This window comes from Vreelandella lionensis (assembly GCF_044543515.1).
Classification (GTDB): Bacteria; Pseudomonadota; Gammaproteobacteria; order Pseudomonadales; family Halomonadaceae; genus Vreelandella; species Vreelandella lionensis.
The window spans coordinates 1-18,206 of record NZ_JBITWC010000003.1 but is presented as its reverse complement, the minus strand read 5'-3'; the positions used below and the strand labels follow the sequence as shown (position 1 = coordinate 18,206).

Genomic DNA, 18,206 nt, shown 5'->3' with positions numbered 1-18,206 from the left:
AATACTACTCCATTCCATCGCGTGGCTACCTGAGCCCAAATGCCTGATAGGCTCTTTCACGCAACGCATCTCCTGTTCGCTGATTGAGTACCAAACGGTTCTCGCAAAAAGCCAAGCCTTCTGTATAAGTCAGCACCGTGCGCATACTGCGATCTTCGGAGTAGCTAACCAACGCTATGCTTTGAGCGCACTCAGGGGCACCGTTAGGAATAAAATCGATATCGCCAGTTACGTCTTGATAAAGCCCATCGCCAGCTGCGTACTCAAACCGCGTGCCGCTAACAAATTCAGTGCCTTCAATATTGTCACCCGCCCCCCACTGATAGCCTTCATCTAGCCCTTGGTACAAAGCAGTGGCCACAGAAGTCAGGTCTTCGCTATCTACCCAAGTAGCCCCAATTTCTCGTGAGTTGATTGCATTTGACCCGGGCTGAGCTCGCGCATCGTCGTATCTTTTGACTAGAGAGAAATTACCCGGTGGCTTTATCCGAGGCGCGGGATACCCTTCACCAATAAGGGCTTCTTGCCCTTCATCATAATAAGGCGCTTGACTCGTCGTAGATGTAGCCGCACAGCCTGATAACAACAGGGCGATGCCCACCAAAGCAAAACGTTTCATGGGTTTCCTTGCTTGATTAACTCGCCTTAACGCTAGCGCGTCATAGCGAAGAAAGCGAGTCATTCTTAGGCACTTTGGCAGGCTATTGATATTACATTTATCGGCATATCGACTCACAAGGCACGCCGTCGCCATCTCCATCCAAGCGGCCATTTCCGCATTGGTTCAAATGAAACAGAGCTTCTTCACAAGTGGCCATTGCGCCGCAATTCTTTCGAGTCGAACAGCTAAATTCTGCGCTACTTGAGCGCTGAGGTATTGCAGGCGCAGATCTAACCGGCTCAGGCTCTGCAGCCTGCTGAATAGCAACATCTCCCACATAGGGATTAGCATTGCCCTGAACAGCAGCGATTCGGCGGTTTCTCTCTTGCTCCCATTCGTCGACTGGATCTTGGTTAGCCCAAGCTGTAAATAGCTGCTGTTGCTGTCGGCTGATCTCAATGCCGTAGGTGTCCCGCATGTACCAGTAGGTGCGCGCTATGTCACCGCGGCGGTGCGGTGGCGGCTGAAAGGTGCGCTCTTCAAATGAGACAGCCACATTACAAGCACCGTATTCGTGAACAGGTGTGTTGACCATGCCGAAACGCATGTTTGACCGGTCGCCGTTGACCTCGCCAATCGCCGGTACCAGATTATGCAAGTCTGCCTCTGCGCGTCTGAATACCTCATCTGTTCGGCGGCAGTTATCCCTACCATCATCTATCCAGCACTGCCGTTGCCGGCCAAAATCGTAGGCTGGCATTACATGCTCCCACTCGATACGGCTTGCTCTTCGAGGCTGCTTTCTAATCTCGTAACCGCAGGCGTCCAGATTGGGGCCAGCTTCAAAGTCGAACTGGCAGCCGCAGTAAAAAGACGTGTCCTGATCATAGTAAATCTGCTCTTCAGCGATGCGCTTTGCCGCATTGAAAGAAGAAGGCACATCGGCGACTGATTGGCCAGGCAGCAGTAGGGCAACTAGAAGGGCACTAAGGTAGGAAAGCTGTTTCATTTGGGTCATCCCTGCAAGTGAGAGGGAAGACTAATAAAATTTCGCAATTGATGCGACCTGCTGATAAAAATTAAGTAGGCTTTTGACTAAAGTCAGCTTTGCTTGAGTAGGGACAGTGCTAATCTCTTTTGGCTGGCGATGAGCCAGCGTAAATGAGGAAGCGATAATGAAAAAGGTACTGGTAGCTCTAATGCTGGCTGGCATGTTGCTAGGTGCAGGAAACGTAACGGCTGCCACCGCTATTAGCAGCGGTGACGTAGTGGAGCATGGTGGCCGTACTGATGGCAGTGGTTGCCACCGGGATACGAAAGCAGGCACGCGTCACTGCCACTAAGCTCGACAATGCAACGCCATTAACGCCGCTTCCAGCATGTCGCACGCGTTGTATTTTGGTTAGCAGGGCAGGCTCAAGGTGGTAAGATAGGGGAACTGAAGAGGCATAGATTTAGGTGGGAACAGAGCTAAAACACACGAGTATAACCGCTTACCGTTATACTGCTGTATTCTAAGCTGCTGTTTTATAGAGGGAAATTGAGGCTGGTTTTCTGGTCTTGAAAACCGGCATAGGTTAATAGCCTATCCAGGGTTCGAATCCCTGTCCCTCCGCCAAGTATTACGAATAAGCCGCTGATTTCAGCGGCTTTTTTGTGTCTTAAATTTATCCAGCCCATACCTCAGCCCATACTTTGGTTTTGGCTCCCATTGATCAAAGCTGAACCTTTCTGGACGTAGCCCCTCTCCTCAGGCTTCTTGTTGCTTCCCTTCGGTTGCTCCAACAGATCCTTCATGCATCTACCTACACGAGGGATGATAGACCCTTGCCTTAGGATTCTTTAACCCTAATAATAATGAGGTTTTCATTTGTTATTTGACTGTCGAAGCAGCTGTTAAAAGTCATTGATGTCACGAAAACTCTAAAAAGCAGCTTTTTGCGTTTCAACCAATGAATAGTGCAAAAGTATGATTGGTCCTAAGTGTTTTAAAGGAGGGGTGGGGTCGTGTATAAATGGTATCTAGGTGGTTACTACGTTGGTCTTGAAAGCGTACAACCAATCATTGAAGAAAGCGCTTTATAAATTCTGTCCTAGTTGCTTGAAAGCCATTGAGGGATAGAGTTTTGTCCTACTGTCACTGCCTGAGTAGAGCCTCTCATTGAAATGTGCGTGTAGGATCTTACGCCACCAGAACTAATTACTTGGCGCCCAACGAGCTCCAGCATAAAAAAGTGAATAGGGTTAAATATGTTCGATTTGATCAGTCATTTATCGCCACAGTTCGCGTTGATACTCACGCCAGGTCTGGAAATGGAGGAAATTGCTGTCTGGATCTGGTTGCTCATGATGATAATCATGGTCATATCAATGATCTCTGTAATTCGGCATTGGTTGCATTTCTCTCGGCGTTTGAAAAGAGTGCAACAGCTAATCCAAGGACAGGATCGTGACAGTCTGGCTCATAACCGTTTGGCAACGCTGCAAAAGGCGCAGGACCAGGATTCTAAAGTCACTGGTCCATTGTGGCGGGAGTTTGATGAAAGCCTAGTGTATTCAGCAGACAAGTCTCGACTCTTCAATACGCTGGAAGCCGAGCATTTCTTCAACAATTACACCTTGGCCTATGGTCTGACTTCCAGCCGCTTGCTTGCGGCCGCGCCAGCCTTCCTAACAGCTATCGGGGTGCTAGGCACCTTCCTTGGGCTGACACTTGGATTGAAGGGCTTGCAGATTAATGCCGGAGATGTCGAAACGCTTAAAGATGGCATTTCAGTGATGATCAACGGTGCGGCTGTTGCCTTCATGACCTCGATTTGGGGTGTGGCCCTCAGCTTATTGCTTAACCTGTTTGAGAAGCTGGTAGAACGGGGGGCACTGGCAAAAATCCGTGACCTGCAGCAACGTATCGACTTTCTGTACCCACGATTACCAGCGGAGCATTCACTGGTTCAGATTGCAGCTGCCACCGATGAAAGCAAGGAAGCCCTGCAGGAACTGCATGAACGTATCGGCGATCGTTTACAGGAAACTGTATCTGGTATGAGTGACTCCATGCAGCAAGCGTTTACAGATGCGATCAACACCGTGATGGCGCCCGCCATTCAGTCCTTGGTAAACAATACCAATCAGCAGTCTACGGATGTGCTGGAGAAGCTGGTGTCCGGTTTTATGGATGGTATGAAAACGGCAGGTTCAGAGCAGGGTCATCTGATGAAGAATGCTGCTGAAGAAGTCCAACAGGCTGTGTCGGTTATGGCCGACCGCATGGAGGTATTATTCAAGCAATTAGACGAGCAGCAGAACAGGTCAAGGGAGCAGACCGAGGGCACCACAAGAGAGTTCGCACAACTGCTTGAACAGCAGGGCGCAGATGCTGCACAGCGTCAGCAGCAGATGGAGCTACGTTTCAATCAGCTAATGGAGCAGATGGAACATAAAGTCAGTGCGCAGTTCGACAAGGCAGCCGAGGATGAGCGCAACCGAGCTGCCACCCAAGAGCAATTACAAACGCAGATGGTGGCCGGATTTCAGAGCCAACTTGAGCAGTTCAATAACGCATCGAACGGCCAGATTCAGGCTATTAGCGAAGCCTCGGCTAAACAGCAGAGCGAAATGGGCCAGGCGTTTGAATCGGCACTGGATGGGCTGCAAACACTTATAAGCAGTCATACTGCAGCAGCCAGTGAACGGGAAAGCGTTATCGAGTCCCGCTTCAATAGCCAGCTCGAACGGCTTGCGGCAGAACAGCAGCAGTTACTGTCTGCCGTGACTCAGAGTGTCCAGCAGACGCAACAGCAGATGCTTGAACTGACCAAACAGCACCAGCAGTTAATGACTGAAATGGGAGAGGTTAGCCGTTCGGTTGAGGCCAGCAGTCAGCATATGAACAACAGCTCCACCCAGTTGGGTGTGCTGTCAGCTAACCTTAAGCAGGCAGCGGACGTATTGGATGCACGCTTGCAGACTGTAACAGAAGCACTGGCGGGAGCGTCTGATCAGAACCACGAGCTAGCCGAGCAGGTGAGCCTGCAGTCGGATACGCTCAGACAATTACAGTCAGAACTGATCACGGCAACCCAACATTTCGAGAAGGCCGCAGTGGCTGCCGAGCAAGGCTTTGAAGTGTTTGCCAACCATCAACAGCAGTTCCTGGACGGCATCAATACTGAGTTTCAAAGGCTTGGCCAGGCGCTCAAGGAGCAGGTCGGCGGAATCGAGCAACAGGCTGATGAGTGGCTACGCAGCTACTCCACTGAGGTGCGTACTCAGGTTGGCGAGAGGATGGAGCACTGGAACAAAAACACGCTGGAGTTTGCTGATCAGATGCGGCGTACGGTGAGTGCGATCAGTGGGATAGTGGATGATCTGGAGCAGAAGGTCTGATGCGCTTTTTAAAAAAGGGTCCCGCTAATGTGGACGAGGAAAATCCCTATTGGATGTCCTTTTCCGATGTAATGTCTGCGCTGCTGATCATATTCATCCTGGCGTCGGTTGTGCTGATTATCCAACTGATGGAAATTCAAGAAGAATTAAGAAAACAGCAACAGGAATTCAATCAGGAAATACAGGAGTTACGGCAAGCGGAGCAGGTACGTAGAACTATCCTGCATGAGGCAGCTGATTTGTTGCAACAACGAGGCATACGCGTAACGGTGAGTGAAAATGACACTGTACTGAGTATTCCTAACGATATTCTGGGGTTTGGGACCGGTGCGCATGAGATCGGGACAGACTATCAGGGCACAGCTGTAGAGATTGGCAGAGTGCTTAGTGAAGTCATTAATAAGGATAATCGAGTCGATTATCTAGATACGATTTTTGTTGAAGGCCATACAGACAACCGCCCACTGAACGGCTTTATGGGCAAGGGAAACTGGGGGCTCTCAGCTTTTCGAGCCATCTCGCTCTGGCAGCTATGGGGCGAGCTTCTGCCCGAGCAATTCTCGTTAAATGACCTAGAGAATAAAGATAATCAGCCGCTTTTCTCCGTCAGTGGCTATGGACCAACTCGGCCGGCTACCAGCCGACAGGATACAGAAGAGGAGCTTAGTCAGAACCGACGAATCGATATCCGCTTTACCATCAGGCGTCCGAGCAGTGCAGAGTACCGTAGGGTTAGTGAAAACCTTGAGGAAGCTATTCAATGAATCTGCCGCCACCTGAGCTGTTAGTAATAGACTGGCCTGAGGGGGCTCTAGAGAGCTGGCCGAGACTGACAGAGCACCTGAAGAGGGTGGCCGGAGCTGCTGGCAAAAACGATTTGTTTTACGAAACATCCGAGCATTTGAGGCGGCTATCAAGGATCATGGATGGCCGTGTACTTGCTGACTTAATGTGCAAACGCATTACAGCGAGGGTCATTACTCAGCTTTGGTTGGAAGATGCCGAGTTTCGCCGCAGAATGCTGAGCCCGAAAATCCTTGATATCTTGGTGAAGCAACAGCTTGGGCAGTTAGGTGTGGTTCCGCTGCAGAACTTGATTGCTTTGTACTTCCGCATGTTCGACGAGCTAGATCAGCATGGGGAAAACCTCAGAGAAGAACTTCAAGACCTCTTAGAGCAACAGCTGTCTAAACGCTTTGCACATAATTCCAGATCCTCTAGTCACCAGCGAGACTTGTTGACCATTCTGTATTCCGAAGCGAAATGGCTTCTTTCAATCAATGGGCCCAAACACTTAGTGGATTACGTGTATGAGGAAGGTTTAGAGCTTGACCGGGCCTTCTTGCACTTCGAGCTACGAGGGCTCGATGATGGCCGGTATGCGAGTATCTGTCGGGCCCATTATTATTTGAATACCTTGAGAGAGCTGCCGGTTGGTCAGTATCACGAAGTGCTGGCTGAGTTGCTCAAGCCAGCGGTCAGCCAAGCTCCCTTTGAGGACGGCAAGCGTATCGGCCATGTTGCTCTGGAAATTCTTATTGATCGGGCAGGTGATGCACCGGGTGATGAGTGGCAGAATTTCATTATGGATCTGGCGGGTGATCCACGTATAACAAGTACTGCACAGAGCTACCGTGAATGGTGGCAGCCGCTGGGCGAAGATCGAATTGAAAAGGTGAGACGCTGGCTTTACAAGGAGGATTTGCGTTTATTTCTTAGCGCGTTGGAGCAGTTTGGCAAGGAAAGCGGTGATGCTGCCATGCAGCGCATGTTTCCGGCTCGTAAGCGGTTTATTGAGGGGCTCGATAGACTCAAGTTGGTACGCAAAACCCGCCTGATGCTTGGAGCCAAAGCCGCGTCCGCGGTGAAGAATATTCTTGGTGATGAATTAAGAACAAACTTCGTAAGACTTTCCAATGCCAACGGCATGTCTGACAAAGCGGTTATCTATATTGATTGCGGTGATTTTTGTCTGATTGAAGGCTCCCATAACTTCAAACTGTGGGTATACCTGCGGCCACCGTGGGAGAGATTGTATAGTTACAATACTAAACAACTATCACATTCCGAACTGACGATACGTGCCCCAAGTGGATATAAGGGACTTTACGGTGTAGATGCGCCATACGAAGCCATCACCCATAGTCCTTCTACGTGGCACAACCGTTTTTTCAGCTTTTTGGCCGACCATGGGGTGTCTATTGATATTGAACAGTTGATGTTCCCTGATGACTACAGAAACTATTTAAGGCGGTTTGGTATTCCCTATGTAAAGCCGCTGAAAACGCGGCTTGAACCGTTGTCAGCTTTCAGCCCAAGAAACGATCACGCAGGCGGTGGACGTAACCACGGTTAAATTAAGGCGAGGAGTGGCCTGAACATATGAAGAACCACCTCAGGGATCTGTTCAATTCGTTAATGTTCGGTCGGCAAGACCGAGACAGTGACATTGAGAGTACGTCGCTGCAGGTGCAAGCAGACTCAAGTGGTCTAATACTTTTTGAATCTCTCCAGACCATTACCGAACTCAAGGTAGGCAAAGGCTCGCCTGTTGCACAGTTGCAAATGGTTGTGCTGCAAATGTTGCTTGAGCAAGGCGATGCGGAGCCCTTGCCTAACGGCTATCGAGTGAGTTCGCGTGTTGCTGCCGCGCTTGATGATGAACAAGCAGATTTACTCCACTTACCTAGTCGCTTTACCCATGGTTTTGTCGCTCATGTGAAAGGGCATACCCGCAACTCTGGTTTCAGAGTACAGATTTTTGCCTCTATTGATGGTCAGGAGCACCCCGTCCTCATCAAGGGGCCTTATCTCTATATTGGCCAAAGTCAGCCGTACCGTTTGACTCCAGCTGAATTGTCCGCATTTTCGGCGCTTGAAGTACATGGCAACCTGCCTTCTGATGAGGCTGGAGAAGCGGCAAACTTACGTTTGATGGCGCAACTGCAAGCAGCACGGCGCAGTGGCATGGATCTTGAGCTTGGCTCATTTAGCAATCTCAACGTGGTTGTGCCTGAAGGTATTGGTGTTGTGGCAACGCGGATGCCGGATGGCAGCCTTGAGCTTTGTCCTTCTCTGGGTGATGGTTCGACCCCGGATCAACTCGATAAGCGCTGGAGCCAGTTGGACCTAACCCGTGATGGTGGCGTGCTGCGAATAGAGGAAAGGTTGGTTCTATTAGAACCTGAAAAGATCGCTGCGGTACGTGAGGTGTTGGGTAGCCGGCGCATACCGGCTGGCAAGGTGGAAGAATTTATCAAGACACCCTCTGCCTTTATTGATGCGTCTCTGGTCAACCTGGATTTGGGGTTTTCAGTTCGCGTACTAGGCATTGGTAAAATGCAGCATATGGACTTCGGCCCGCTGGATGATAAAAAACGGGATTGGTTTGCGACCTCAACGCGCCCTCAGCCTCTTGAAGCGTTGCATAAATATATTACTTGTACGGAAGATCTCGATGCCTTTCAGGAACGTTTACACGCAGCCCAGCAACAAGGTGCCCAGAGCGTTGAGTTTGAAGGGGAGCAGTTTGATATCAGTGAGCCTGCCAATGTCATCAGTGTCCTTAGGAGCATAGAAGCAGGCTTTGAGCATAAACCTGTAAAACAGGAACAGGGAGGTGACGACCAGCCCGAAACCGAGCGGGTCACGCTCCTGTTAAGAGATGCGGACGAACTCAACCGTGAACTGTTGACCAAGGCGCAGCAGCAGGGCAGAACGCCGATAGTCGATGCTTCCAAGCTGCGTCGCTCTCCCTACCCGCATCAGGCTGAAGGGATCAGTTGGATGCTTGATCTGTTGCTTAAAGCTTTGGCTGACGATCATAACAATATGTATCGATTGCAAGGAGCTTTGCTGGCTGACGATATGGGCCTGGGCAAAACCTTCATGACTCTCGTGATGGCCGCAGAGTATTTGGCTATTCAGGCGGCGGCGGGCAGAACACAGAAGCCTATACTGGTGGTAGCGCCGCTCAGTTTGCTAGAAAACTGGGAAGACGAGATAGGCAAAACCTTCAAGTCCTCTCCGTTCCGGGATGTAAAGGTATTGCAAGCCGGTAGGGATCTGTCGGAGTTCCGAATCAAAGATGCCCCACGAGAGTCCCTTCAATTGGCTGATTTGCTAGATGAAAGCGATGCGATGAGCGAGGCGGATATCCGTTACTCACTGCAGATTGGACGGGAAGCAGGTATTCATCGGCTCGATATGGATAGCCGGGTAGTGTTGACTACTTACCAGACTTTGCGCGATTACCAGTTTTCGCTCTGTGTCATTGATTGGGGTGTTGTGATTTTTGATGAAGCGCAGAATATCAAGAATCCTAATACGTTGCAGACCCGGGCAGCCAAAGGGCTCAAGTCGGATTTCAAGTTGCTTGCAACCGGCACCCCAGTTGAAAACAGTCTGGGTGATTTCTGGTGTCTGATGGATACGGCACAGCCGGGTTTGCTCGGCAACTGGGCAGAGTTCCGGAGTAAATGGATTACTCCGATTTTCAAGGCTACGGACGAAGCCCGGGACCAGATACGCATTGAGATCGGCTCGTCCCTGCGCGAAGCGGTTGGCCCATTCATGCTGCGGCGGATCAAAGAGCAGCAGCTTAAAGGTTTGCCGAATAAATACATTCGCTCAGGGCTGCTTCAGAGCGAAGCTGAGAATCTTCAGAGGACGCCCGAATTGGCCGTAGTAATGAAAGGTACTCAGTTACAAGCGTATGACAGTGTGCTGGATAACTACCGATGCCAGTGTGCTGAGGAAGATATGCGTGGGCAGGCGCTTTCTGCGTTGCAGCAGTTGCGCCTTATTTCTCTGCACCCGCGCATGGGTGACATGGACCTGCTCCGTGTGAGCGGAGCAAAAGCGGCGCGCAAGGCGATTGCAGAGTCAGCGAAATTGTCGGTGGTCCTAGAACAGCTTGATCGCATCAAGGCTAAGGGCGAGAAGGTGATTCTCTTTATGGTCACCAAGCAGCTACAAATAACGCTTAAGCTTTGGCTGAGCCAAATTTACGACCTGGACATTCACATCATTAACGGCGATACCGCAGCTGTGCAAAAAAAGCGGGACGTTCTTACCCGTAAGAAGATAATCGAACAATTCGAAGCAGCTACTGGGTTCAATATTATTATCATGTCACCGGTTGCTGCAGGTGTGGGTTTGACAGTGGTAGGAGCTAACCACGTTATCCATGTTGAGCGGCACTGGAACCCAGCAAAAGAAGCCCAAGCAACTGATCGTGTGTACAGGATCGGGCAGACAAAGGACGTATATGTTCATTTGCCAGCAGCGCTACATCCACAGTTCGATTCCTTCGATGTACATCTTGATCGGCTACTGAGCGGTAAGCTGATGATTAAGGATGCGGTGGTGACCCCGGAACCTGTGGACGAAAAGAGTATGGTTACGTCCTTAGGGCTTTGAATCCCTGGAGGCTGATATGGTTAGTTAAGAAAGGTCTCTGACTGCTAAGGAAGCGTAAACGATACTTCCCTGAACTCGCCGTAAAGTATTGCAGAGTCTAAGTAGGGGCGGGTCTTGGCCGTTTGTCGTCTTAAACAAAAAAATAAAGCTTACATCATTTCTGGAGCTGCCTAAAGGCAGCTCCATTTTATTTCAGCATCCACTTACAAATACCCCATTTCCGCAAATGACTTACACCCATCACTACCCACCACCACATGATCAATCACCCGTATATCCATCAAGCCAAGCGCTTCCTTCAGTCGCTCGGTAATACGCCGATCCGCATCACTAGGCTCAGGATCACCGCTGGGATGGTTATGAACGAGGATGACAGCGGCTGCGTTGTAGGACAATGCTGCTTTCAGCACTTCCCGTGGATACACGCTGGCTGAGTCAATAGTGCCGCGAAACAGCTCTTCAAAGCGGATGACACGGTGCTGGCTATCCAAGAAGAGCATGCTGAACACCTCGTACTCATAGTCCTGAAGCAGGAGCTGCAGGTGCTCAAACGCTTGCGAGGGCTTGGATATCTTGCGGCCTTTGGCGAGCTTGCGGCGTGCGAAGCGCTTGGCCATGGCGATGATGTCAGTTTCCGTGACCGGTGACGTGACTAAGTAGGTGCCCGCCACTTCACCGGCTTTGAGCTTGCTATGGGGCATGATGACCTCCAAAAAAATAAAGATGCCGGGGTGGTGACCCCGGCATCTATGTCGTTAGTAGTGAATAAGTGTTGTGATTCAGTGGATAAGTCACGCGGCCATCACTTGGCTGATGCGTCGCTCCATCTCTTCATGAAAGGCCTCAACCCGCTCGGCAATTGTGCGGATCAGAGCCTCGTCTCGGTAAGCGCGTTTCACAAACAGCGGCATACCGGGCCAGTAGCTCACAAAGTCGATCCATTCTCGTTCGCTGACCCATAGCCCTCCATGGCATTGGGGCACGTGCTCGTCGGGTATTTCCCCGCTGAGCAGCACCTCAATTTGGAACTTAGGCAGCTTGGTTTTGATCTCCAGCAGGCCGTTTGTCCCAATCAAACTATCCGGTGAATAGCCAACGTCGTGGTTGAGGATCAGGCCCACTTCTTTGGGTTTCGGTGCGCCGGTCATATCGCGATACAGCGAGCGGGCGACGCTCTCTAGCTCCTGCCCCCGCTTGGTGTGGGCATTGCCTTGAAACGGCTCGGCCAGCTCACCGGTCATACGCTCGCCGATCAACTGGTGCATGTAGGTGATGGCTCCGGTACCAAACCCACCGGGGCCTTTACCCTTCACCAGCAATGCCTTGAGTTCCGACATGGTGACGCGCCCAAGACGCGCCGCCAGCCACTCCGGCGAGCCTTGCGGCATGGTGAGTATCTTCATAACGCCTCCTTTAGGCGATGAGAGATCGGGCTGAGCAGCTATTTCACGGCTCGTTTGGTGAGGGATGCGCGGAGTTTGTCGAAATCTGCCTGAGGCACCTGAACCGCAGCGCCGTATTTGCCGCTGAACCACTCTTGCGTGGTGGCTGGACATTGGCTGATCAAACGCTGAATCTGTCCCGCCTGGAAGGCCGTGACCCTCTTCACGACTGCTCGTGTGCTGGTCTGGCCGTTATCGTCTTGCCCCCGAGTGGTGATGTTGAGCAACGCGCACAGCACATAGCGCTTGCCGTAGCTGGTAGACGATCCAAATGCCTGAACTGCATTCTTGTTACCGCTCATATCCGCAGGCAGCAGCATGCTGGTTTCTTCACGGTGGCCATCCTTATGCATCAGCACACCGGTCACCTCAATACCGCGCTCCTGCGTCTGAATACGAAAGCTCACAGCAAAGCCGTGTTTCTGCATGATGGGACGTACGGTATCGACGATATCTTCCAAGGTGGCGTAACAGCCGTTATTGGTTTGCCCGCGTTCTTCAATGCTGGGGAGTTCGGTCTGCATGGCCGCCATGGCTGCGCTATAGGCCATCATGGCCTGGCGATCCATGACCCGTTCCTGCATCTGTAGCAAGCGCTCCATTTTGTCGATATCGACGTCCGGGTTGAGTGCCGCGCGCTCAATCACTTGGATAATGGCCGTGCTCTCCGCATGATGCGGGGTGGGTGCTGCAGGAACGGCTTGTAAAGAGGATGCAGACGTCTCGTGATTTACCGCATTAGTTTTGGTGGCCATGACAAGGCTCCTTCAATTGGGGTTAAAGATCGGCGGGAAGTTCATGCGGGGGAACGGGGCATAGGCGCAGCTCGGTGCGATACAGCTGGCCCTTTGCCATGACGTAGGTCTGGGCAAAGGCTTGGTCTTGGGTGAGCAGTCGTTCCGTCAACTGGGTTAAAGCGATATCTAAATCGGGGCTAAGAGAGGCCATGATGTGCTCCACGTAAAAGCAAAAAGCCCAGCCTGTTAGGGGCTGGGCTTATCGTGCTATCCATTGAGGGGTAAGACAAATACTAAGAAAACTAGCAGTAAAATGATGAGAAACAGCATGTCAGCTCACCAGGGCAAGGGCTGTTTGCAGTGCCTCCTGCTTCAGCTGAGCCCCTTGGCCAAACCACGCAGAATCCAACCGGGTATCGTTGCTACGCGCACGCTTGTCGTGATCCACGTACTCGGTAACGGCATTGAGCAAGCCCCACGCAGTGTCTTTGGCTGTGTCGAGGTGGGAACCGCGGCCTTCGCCGTGGTAGAGCTTCTGGACCTTGTTGAGTGCCCGGTAATTGGGCAGCTTGGAGGGATCGTCTATCGGCTTATCGATACCGCAGAGCACCGACTGAAAATACTGCTGTGCCTCACGGTGGTCGATCTTACGTTCCGCTAAGGCCTTCATCCGGTACATGAAGTCGTTCCATTGAGAAACAGAAATACCCAGCTGGCTTTTTACTGCACGAGGATCGAACTCCGACCGGTGGGGTACCTTCACCGCCTGCGATGTGCCATCCACGGCAATCTGCAGTGTGTTATTACACACCACACGCACCGTGGTGGGTGTCGCCATGGTGGCTAGCGTGCCGTCACAAGATGTTGCCAACAGTAGGTAGTCGTTGACCTCATCCTGGCCTTTCAGCGATGTGCTTAAACCACTGCGTGCCAAGGCCCAGAACTTACGCCCGCCTTTCAGCACGCCAGCAGTTTCCAGCTCATACCCTGCGTATTCGGTCAGGTCGCGGTAAAACTCCAGAATCTCCTCGGGTTGCACCACCTTATAACGCTGGGATACGACCGATAGCGGTGCCTTGGTATCCGAGCGGTAAAGCACCTTCTGTTCAGGGAACGAGTGGATACTGCCCAGGTGGCTGGCACCCTCGGCAATAAAGCGCACCGGGGCTTCTTCAATGTGCCAGTTCATTCCGGCCTGTTGCTGCCAGACTTCTAGCGGTTGTTGACGGGTTAACTGTTGCCCCAGGCCGTGCCAGGGGGTAGCGCCGACGTAAGCCATTTGTTCAATGAGATGAGCCATGGGAAAACTCCTAGCAATAAAAAACGCTGACGTTAATCGCCAGCGCTTTATGGTTGGAAAGTAAGGGGTATGTCGCTTAGTGGGTACGGATTAGCGAGGTGCGGTGAAGGAACGGGGTAAGTGCCGGAAGGTATGACCGCACGATACGCACAGCCAGGGCGTTCCTTCACCGGGCGGTAGCTTCTGCGTGAAAAACAATTCTGCGGCACGCGAGCCTGCTTGACTGCCGGAAACAGCCCCCATCACGGCAGCGGGCAGTTTGGCTAACGGGAAGCGGGAGGTAGCCACCGTTAAAGGGGACGTTAGTTGAGAGGAAGCACGCCACGCACCAATGGCTCCACCCACAAGACTGCTGCCCACCGTGCCGATGCGTTGGGCGGTTTCAAGGTTAAGCGTGCATGGGGCTGCACAGCGTAGGCAAGGCGGGGACATAAACAACACTCCTATAGGTGTCAAAGTGATCCCGTGTGCAGGATTCATAGGAGTGATATAGGTCTGTAATTTTTTGGCTTTGACCTATGAGTGGTTGCTTCATTAAGCCTCTTTACTGATACTGTTCATAAATGGCTATGTTGTCATCTTCTGTTGATGTGCTTTAAATATACTGTATAAAATACTGTATGTGTAGCCTTCGTGTGGAGAGCGTCATGAAGCAAGCAGACTTCAAAATCCTTGAGAGGGCACTTTCCAGCCTTCCTGTTGAGCGCAAGAAATACATAGCGGAACGACTTCTTGGGCAAATCAGCTCACAGGCAGACACTCTGATTGATACCTTAAGTCATCACTTTCCATGCCCACATTGTGGCGGCGAGCACGCTGTTAAGTGGGGACGCAGCGGTGGCCTACAGCGGTATCGATGCCGGAATCCCGAGTGTCACAAAACATTCAACGCCCTTACAGGCAAGCCCTTAGCCAAGCTGCAACATCGAGATAAATGGTTCGACTACCTGCGCTGCATGCGAGGCAGCTTGACGTTGCGCGCCTCAGCGGCCCGAGTGGGTATTGATTTGAAGACGGCTTTCCGATGGCGTCATCGTTTCCTGAAAACGAGTGCTCAAGACAATGCCACCCCACTATCCGGCATCATTGAGGTAGACGAAACCTTCTTCCTGGAGTCCTGCAAAGGAAAGCGTCAGATTACTCACCGCAAACCTCGCAAGCGTGGGGGACAAGGCAATGTTAAGAAAAAGAACAAAAAATTCAGGTACTTATTGCGCGAGACCGTAATGGAAAGGTCAGTGATTTGGTTGATCCGGCGCTCCAAAAATCGACTGTTCATGAGTTTCTGGCGCCGATCATCGATCGCGACTCGATTTTATGCTCTGACGGACACAGCTGGTATAAAACCTTCTCTCGCGACTACGGCATTGCCCATCATCGACTCATCGTATTCGATAAATCAGCGAGTGATCGGCAAGGAATACCACATTCAGAACGTGAACAGCTATATGAGCCGCTTGAAGGGGTGGATGGGGCGCTTTCATGGGGTGGGGACAGCGTACTTACCTAATTACTTGGCATGGCGACGGTTATTTGAAACTACAAGGCCAGCCGAGGAAGCGTGGCTTCGTGCGGCGATAGGCGCTGACCAACAGCAGATGCCAGCATAGCCTCATAAATACAGTAAAAAAGGGAGCCTATTATGTCATTGAACGTTTCACTTCTGGGCCGCGCAGACACCATGGCCTCGTCACTACCCTTGCCGCTCTATTCAACCGCCGTGCGCGCGGGATTTCCTTCGCCCGCCGATGATCACCTGGATACCGAGCTTGATCTGCACCGCTACGTGGTTAAACGCCCAGCCTCGACCTATTTTGCGCGTGCGGAAGGGTATTCAATGATCGGGGACAGCATTCACCCTGGGGACTTATTGGTGGTGGATCGCAGTCTAGAAGCGCTGCCTGGTCGGATTGTGGTGATTTGCGTCGATGGCGAAATGACCGTCAAGCGTCTGGAGCGCGTAGGCCAGCGTACCTACCTCAAAGCAAGCAACCCTAATTTCAAGCCAATACCCCTTGATGGACGCGAATCCCAAGTGTGGGGTGTAGTGACCGATGTGATTCACAACCTCTTGAGGACACTACCGTGATTGCACTCGTTGACTGCAACAATTTTTATGTCAGCTGTGAGCGCGTCTTTGCTCCAGCGCTGGAAGGGCGACCGGTAGGAGTGCTATCGAATAACGATGGGTGTGTCGTCGCCCGCAGTAACGAGCTAAAAGCCCTGGGCGTTGAGATGGGAACGGCCATACACTTATTACCGCTCGCGATACGACGCCAAGCTGTTCTGTTATCCAGTAACTATGCGTTATACGGCGATATGTCCCAGCGGGTGACCGAGGTGCTAGGCGAGTTTTCGCCGCATGTGGAGGTGTATTCCATTGATGAAAGCTTTGTCGGGTTTCAGGGCTTCGACCCTGAGACGCTGGAGGCACGGGGCCAAGCCATGCGCGATACCGTTCGGCAGTGGACGGGCATTCCCGTGTGCGTGGGGTTTGCACCTACCCGTGTATTGGCCAAAGTGGCGAACCAATCGGCTAAGAAACACCCCGCTTATAAGCAGCAGGGCGTGTGTAAGCTAACCGCCGAAAGTGAAGCGACCAAGGCACTGTTAAAGCAGTTGCCGGTGACAGAGCTGTGGGGGGTGGCACGCCGTACCGGTGAACGTTTAAGAGTGATGGGTATTGAGACCGCATGGGATCTACGCGAGGCAGACCCTAAGTGTATTAGGCAGCGCTTTAGTGTGGTGCAGGAACGCATCGTATGGGAGCTACGCGGGCAGTCCGCCATCCAGCTTGATGACATGAGTTTACCCAAGCAACAGATAATGGTGTCGCGCTCGTTCGGTAGGCTAACCAACAATCCCCACGACTTGCGAGAAGCCTTAAGACAGCATGCTGCTAGGGCGGCCGAAAAGTTGCGCAAACAGCAAAGTGTAACCAGTGCGGTGATGGTGTTTGTACGCACCAACCCATTCCGTACCGACTTACCGCAATATCAACAGCGTGTGGTCGTCTCCCTAGAGAAGCCCACCGATGACAGCCGCAACATCATCGCAGCGGCGATACAAGGCTTAAGGCGTCTATGGCGCAAAGGTTATGCCTATCATAAAGCAGGTCTGACGCTGCTCGACCTTTCACCCAAGGCTAACCGACAGCTCACCCTCACCGAAACCCCGCAAACCGATGAAGAAGCTAAGCGCAGTGAACGCCTGATGGCGACGATGGATAAGCTCAATCGTGAGCTAGGTAAAGGAACGGTACAGCTGGGTCTACCCCGTAAAGGCAATGCCTGGGTGCTGCGCAGTGAGCGACGTACCCCGCGATACACTACCCAGTGGAACGAGTTATTGATCGTTAGGTAAGCCTGACACGCTTTTTTGTGCTGGTCATGCCAGGGAAGTGTTATTTAAGAAAGAAAATACTGGCCGGTATGATTATCTGAGCAGATGCCGAGCCTACAAGGCTCTTGGTTATCTTATTGATAAAAATGGAATTATTTTTATTAAAATGAGTAACTTACAGCAAAGGCATGGCCTGTCTCCAGGCTGCAAGCAAAGCAGGTTCAGGCACTTAATGATAATGGGTCTCAGGCATAGTTGAGTGACGGTAATATTATTATGTCCTTACTTAAGGGAGGGAATAGTATTTAGGGGAGGAGGCCTACAAGCCGACGGCCTTACGTACTAGGAACATTCATATAGTGCGTTCAACCAATGCTGTGCATTAGCCATATAGTTAAGTTGCTCATCGTCGCCCATTAGGGCATTTCCTGTTATGGCAAGCTAGCCGCGTCACTAAACGCGGCATTGCCCATCTTTCAACATTTTATCCTCTCTACGAGCATGAACACGGCCTAAACGCCGTGGGCATCCGCGTGGGTGAGCGTTAGGAGTATCATCATGAACACTGCTCTATACAACGTTGGTCAGCGTCGACGTAAACGCCATCAAGATAATCCTGCTTTAAAGCTATGGTGGGATATTTATTATCAAAATATGCTGCTCCAAAGTCGGAAGGGACCATTGATTAAAAACTATCTGGAGAAATTACTGTTTGTCATGAACCAATCACGTCAGGACTGTAACCGCTTATTCGCGATACGAATTGACTTGCACTATCCAGGTGGAATTCATGCTGGCTTGATAGCCCCCCAAAACTCCACTATCAGCGCCTTCCTTCAATATTTGCACCAGGAGCTTGACGCCGCAGGCATCAAATACCCGGGCGGATGCAGACTCTGAGTGCAACACACTCATTGGATGGTTGATGGGCTTTCATGGTACTTGGCCATCAGCTCGCTCATCACTTCTATCGGACA

The 18,206-nt window shown here is 51.5% G+C and carries 17 protein-coding genes; 9 read left to right on the top strand and 8 right to left on the bottom strand.

The window, feature by feature from the left end; genetic code table 11:
* Positions 1-25: 25 nt before the first annotated feature.
* Positions 26-619: a hypothetical protein gene (locus ACIGG6_RS02020; RefSeq protein WP_399841691.1), complete on the bottom strand. Its 594-nt coding sequence runs from the start codon at positions 617-619 to the stop codon at positions 26-28.
* Between the two features lie 97 nt (positions 620-716).
* Positions 717-1,610 (bottom strand): endonuclease, encoded by an 894-nt coding sequence (locus ACIGG6_RS02015; protein ID WP_399841688.1) that lies wholly within the window; start codon positions 1,608-1,610, stop codon positions 717-719.
* A gap of 166 nt (positions 1,611-1,776) precedes the next feature.
* On the opposite strand from ACIGG6_RS02015, the gene ACIGG6_RS02010 reads away from it, so the two are divergent.
* From ACIGG6_RS02010 to ACIGG6_RS01990, 5 genes are all read left to right on the top strand, one after another.
* Entirely contained in the window at positions 1,777-1,944 is a 168-nt protein-coding gene (locus tag ACIGG6_RS02010) for a YHYH domain-containing protein (protein ID WP_172416156.1), read from the top strand.
* Between the two features lie 907 nt (positions 1,945-2,851).
* On the top strand, positions 2,852-4,987 hold the full coding sequence (gene zorA, locus ACIGG6_RS02005; RefSeq protein WP_399841686.1) for an anti-phage ZorAB system protein ZorA: 2,136 nt from the start codon (positions 2,852-2,854) through the stop codon (positions 4,985-4,987).
* Positions 4,987-5,751, top strand: a complete 765-nt coding sequence (locus ACIGG6_RS02000) for a flagellar motor protein MotB (RefSeq protein WP_399841683.1) — start codon at positions 4,987-4,989, stop codon at positions 5,749-5,751. The genes zorA and ACIGG6_RS02000 overlap by 1 nt, the downstream gene beginning before the upstream one ends.
* Positions 5,748-7,343, top strand: coding sequence for an EH signature domain-containing protein (locus ACIGG6_RS01995; protein ID WP_399841681.1), 1,596 nt, complete (start codon positions 5,748-5,750; stop codon positions 7,341-7,343). The genes ACIGG6_RS02000 and ACIGG6_RS01995 overlap by 4 nt, the downstream gene beginning before the upstream one ends.
* A 26-nt stretch (positions 7,344-7,369) precedes the next feature.
* Positions 7,370-10,408 carry a DEAD/DEAH box helicase gene (locus ACIGG6_RS01990; protein ID WP_399841678.1) on the top strand — a complete coding sequence of 1,013 codons (3,039 nt, stop codon included), beginning with the start codon at positions 7,370-7,372 and terminating at the stop codon, positions 10,406-10,408.
* A gap of 203 nt (positions 10,409-10,611) precedes the next feature.
* Here ACIGG6_RS01990 and radC read toward each other — a convergent pair whose 3' ends face one another.
* The 6 genes from radC to ACIGG6_RS01960 all read right to left on the bottom strand — a co-directional run bounded on the left by radC (position 10,612) and on the right by ACIGG6_RS01960 (position 14,319).
* Positions 10,612-11,025 carry a RadC family protein gene (gene radC / locus ACIGG6_RS01985; RefSeq protein WP_451923647.1) on the bottom strand — a complete coding sequence of 138 codons (414 nt, stop codon included), beginning with the start codon at positions 11,023-11,025 and terminating at the stop codon, positions 10,612-10,614.
* Between the two features lie 174 nt (positions 11,026-11,199).
* A complete protein-coding gene (locus tag ACIGG6_RS01980; protein WP_399841673.1) occupies positions 11,200-11,811 on the bottom strand; it encodes a lambda exonuclease family protein in 612 nt (203 codons plus the stop codon).
* Positions 11,812-11,849: 38 nt separating this feature from the next.
* Positions 11,850-12,605, bottom strand: coding sequence for an ERF family protein (locus ACIGG6_RS01975; protein WP_399841670.1), 756 nt, complete (start codon positions 12,603-12,605; stop codon positions 11,850-11,852).
* Between the two features lie 22 nt (positions 12,606-12,627).
* Positions 12,628-12,798 carry a hypothetical protein gene (locus ACIGG6_RS01970; RefSeq protein ID WP_399841669.1) on the bottom strand — a complete coding sequence of 57 codons (171 nt, stop codon included), beginning with the start codon at positions 12,796-12,798 and terminating at the stop codon, positions 12,628-12,630.
* A 120-nt stretch (positions 12,799-12,918) separates the two neighbouring features.
* Positions 12,919-13,887, bottom strand: coding sequence for a DUF932 domain-containing protein (locus tag ACIGG6_RS01965; protein WP_174788280.1), 969 nt, complete (start codon positions 13,885-13,887; stop codon positions 12,919-12,921).
* Positions 13,888-13,977: 90 nt separating this feature from the next.
* Entirely contained in the window at positions 13,978-14,319 is a 342-nt protein-coding gene (locus tag ACIGG6_RS01960) for a hypothetical protein (RefSeq protein ID WP_399841668.1), read from the bottom strand.
* A 215-nt stretch (positions 14,320-14,534) separates the two neighbouring features.
* On the opposite strand from ACIGG6_RS01960, the gene ACIGG6_RS01955 reads away from it, so the two are divergent.
* The 4 genes from ACIGG6_RS01955 to ACIGG6_RS01940 all read left to right on the top strand — a co-directional run bounded on the left by ACIGG6_RS01955 (position 14,535) and on the right by ACIGG6_RS01940 (position 18,129).
* On the top strand, positions 14,535-15,497 hold the full coding sequence (locus ACIGG6_RS01955) for an IS1595 family transposase (protein ID WP_451923645.1): 963 nt from the start codon (positions 14,535-14,537) through the stop codon (positions 15,495-15,497).
* 32 nt (positions 15,498-15,529) lie between these two features.
* The gene (locus ACIGG6_RS01950) at positions 15,530-15,976 is read left to right on the top strand and encodes a LexA family protein (protein WP_399841667.1); all 447 of its coding nucleotides are present in this window, start codon (positions 15,530-15,532) and stop codon (positions 15,974-15,976) included.
* A complete protein-coding gene (locus ACIGG6_RS01945) occupies positions 15,973-17,250 on the top strand; it encodes a Y-family DNA polymerase (RefSeq protein WP_399841664.1) in 1,278 nt (425 codons plus the stop codon). Before ACIGG6_RS01950 ends, ACIGG6_RS01945 begins: the two co-directional genes overlap by 4 nt.
* A gap of 537 nt (positions 17,251-17,787) precedes the next feature.
* Positions 17,788-18,129 carry a hypothetical protein gene (locus tag ACIGG6_RS01940; RefSeq protein ID WP_399841661.1) on the top strand — a complete coding sequence of 114 codons (342 nt, stop codon included), beginning with the start codon at positions 17,788-17,790 and terminating at the stop codon, positions 18,127-18,129.
* Positions 18,130-18,206 lie beyond the last annotated feature (77 nt).

Coding starts and splice junctions, on each gene's coding strand:
- ACIGG6_RS01980 (WP_399841673.1), bottom strand. CDS start 11,811: ATGAAGATACTCACCATGCCGCAAGGCTCGCCGGAGTGGCTGGCGGCG.
- ACIGG6_RS02015 (WP_399841688.1), bottom strand. CDS start 1,610: ATGAAACAGCTTTCCTACCTTAGTGCCCTTCTAGTTGCCCTACTGCTG.
- radC (WP_451923647.1), bottom strand. CDS start 11,025: ATGGCCAAGCGCTTCGCACGCCGCAAGCTCGCCAAAGGCCGCAAGATA.
- ACIGG6_RS02000 (WP_399841683.1), top strand. CDS start 4,987: ATGCGCTTTTTAAAAAAGGGTCCCGCTAATGTGGACGAGGAAAATCCC.
- ACIGG6_RS01990 (WP_399841678.1), top strand. CDS start 7,370: ATGAAGAACCACCTCAGGGATCTGTTCAATTCGTTAATGTTCGGTCGG.
- ACIGG6_RS01940 (WP_399841661.1), top strand. CDS start 17,788: ATGAACACTGCTCTATACAACGTTGGTCAGCGTCGACGTAAACGCCAT.
- ACIGG6_RS01960 (WP_399841668.1), bottom strand. CDS start 14,319: ATGTCCCCGCCTTGCCTACGCTGTGCAGCCCCATGCACGCTTAACCTT.
- ACIGG6_RS02020 (WP_399841691.1), bottom strand. CDS start 619: ATGAAACGTTTTGCTTTGGTGGGCATCGCCCTGTTGTTATCAGGCTGT.
- ACIGG6_RS01965 (WP_174788280.1), bottom strand. CDS start 13,887: ATGGCTCATCTCATTGAACAAATGGCTTACGTCGGCGCTACCCCCTGG.
- ACIGG6_RS01975 (WP_399841670.1), bottom strand. CDS start 12,605: ATGGCCACCAAAACTAATGCGGTAAATCACGAGACGTCTGCATCCTCT.
- ACIGG6_RS01955 (WP_451923645.1), top strand. CDS start 14,535: ATGAAGCAAGCAGACTTCAAAATCCTTGAGAGGGCACTTTCCAGCCTT.
- ACIGG6_RS02010 (WP_172416156.1), top strand. CDS start 1,777: ATGAAAAAGGTACTGGTAGCTCTAATGCTGGCTGGCATGTTGCTAGGT.
- zorA (WP_399841686.1), top strand. CDS start 2,852: ATGTTCGATTTGATCAGTCATTTATCGCCACAGTTCGCGTTGATACTC.
- ACIGG6_RS01970 (WP_399841669.1), bottom strand. CDS start 12,798: ATGGCCTCTCTTAGCCCCGATTTAGATATCGCTTTAACCCAGTTGACG.
- ACIGG6_RS01950 (WP_399841667.1), top strand. CDS start 15,530: ATGTCATTGAACGTTTCACTTCTGGGCCGCGCAGACACCATGGCCTCG.
- ACIGG6_RS01995 (WP_399841681.1), top strand. CDS start 5,748: ATGAATCTGCCGCCACCTGAGCTGTTAGTAATAGACTGGCCTGAGGGG.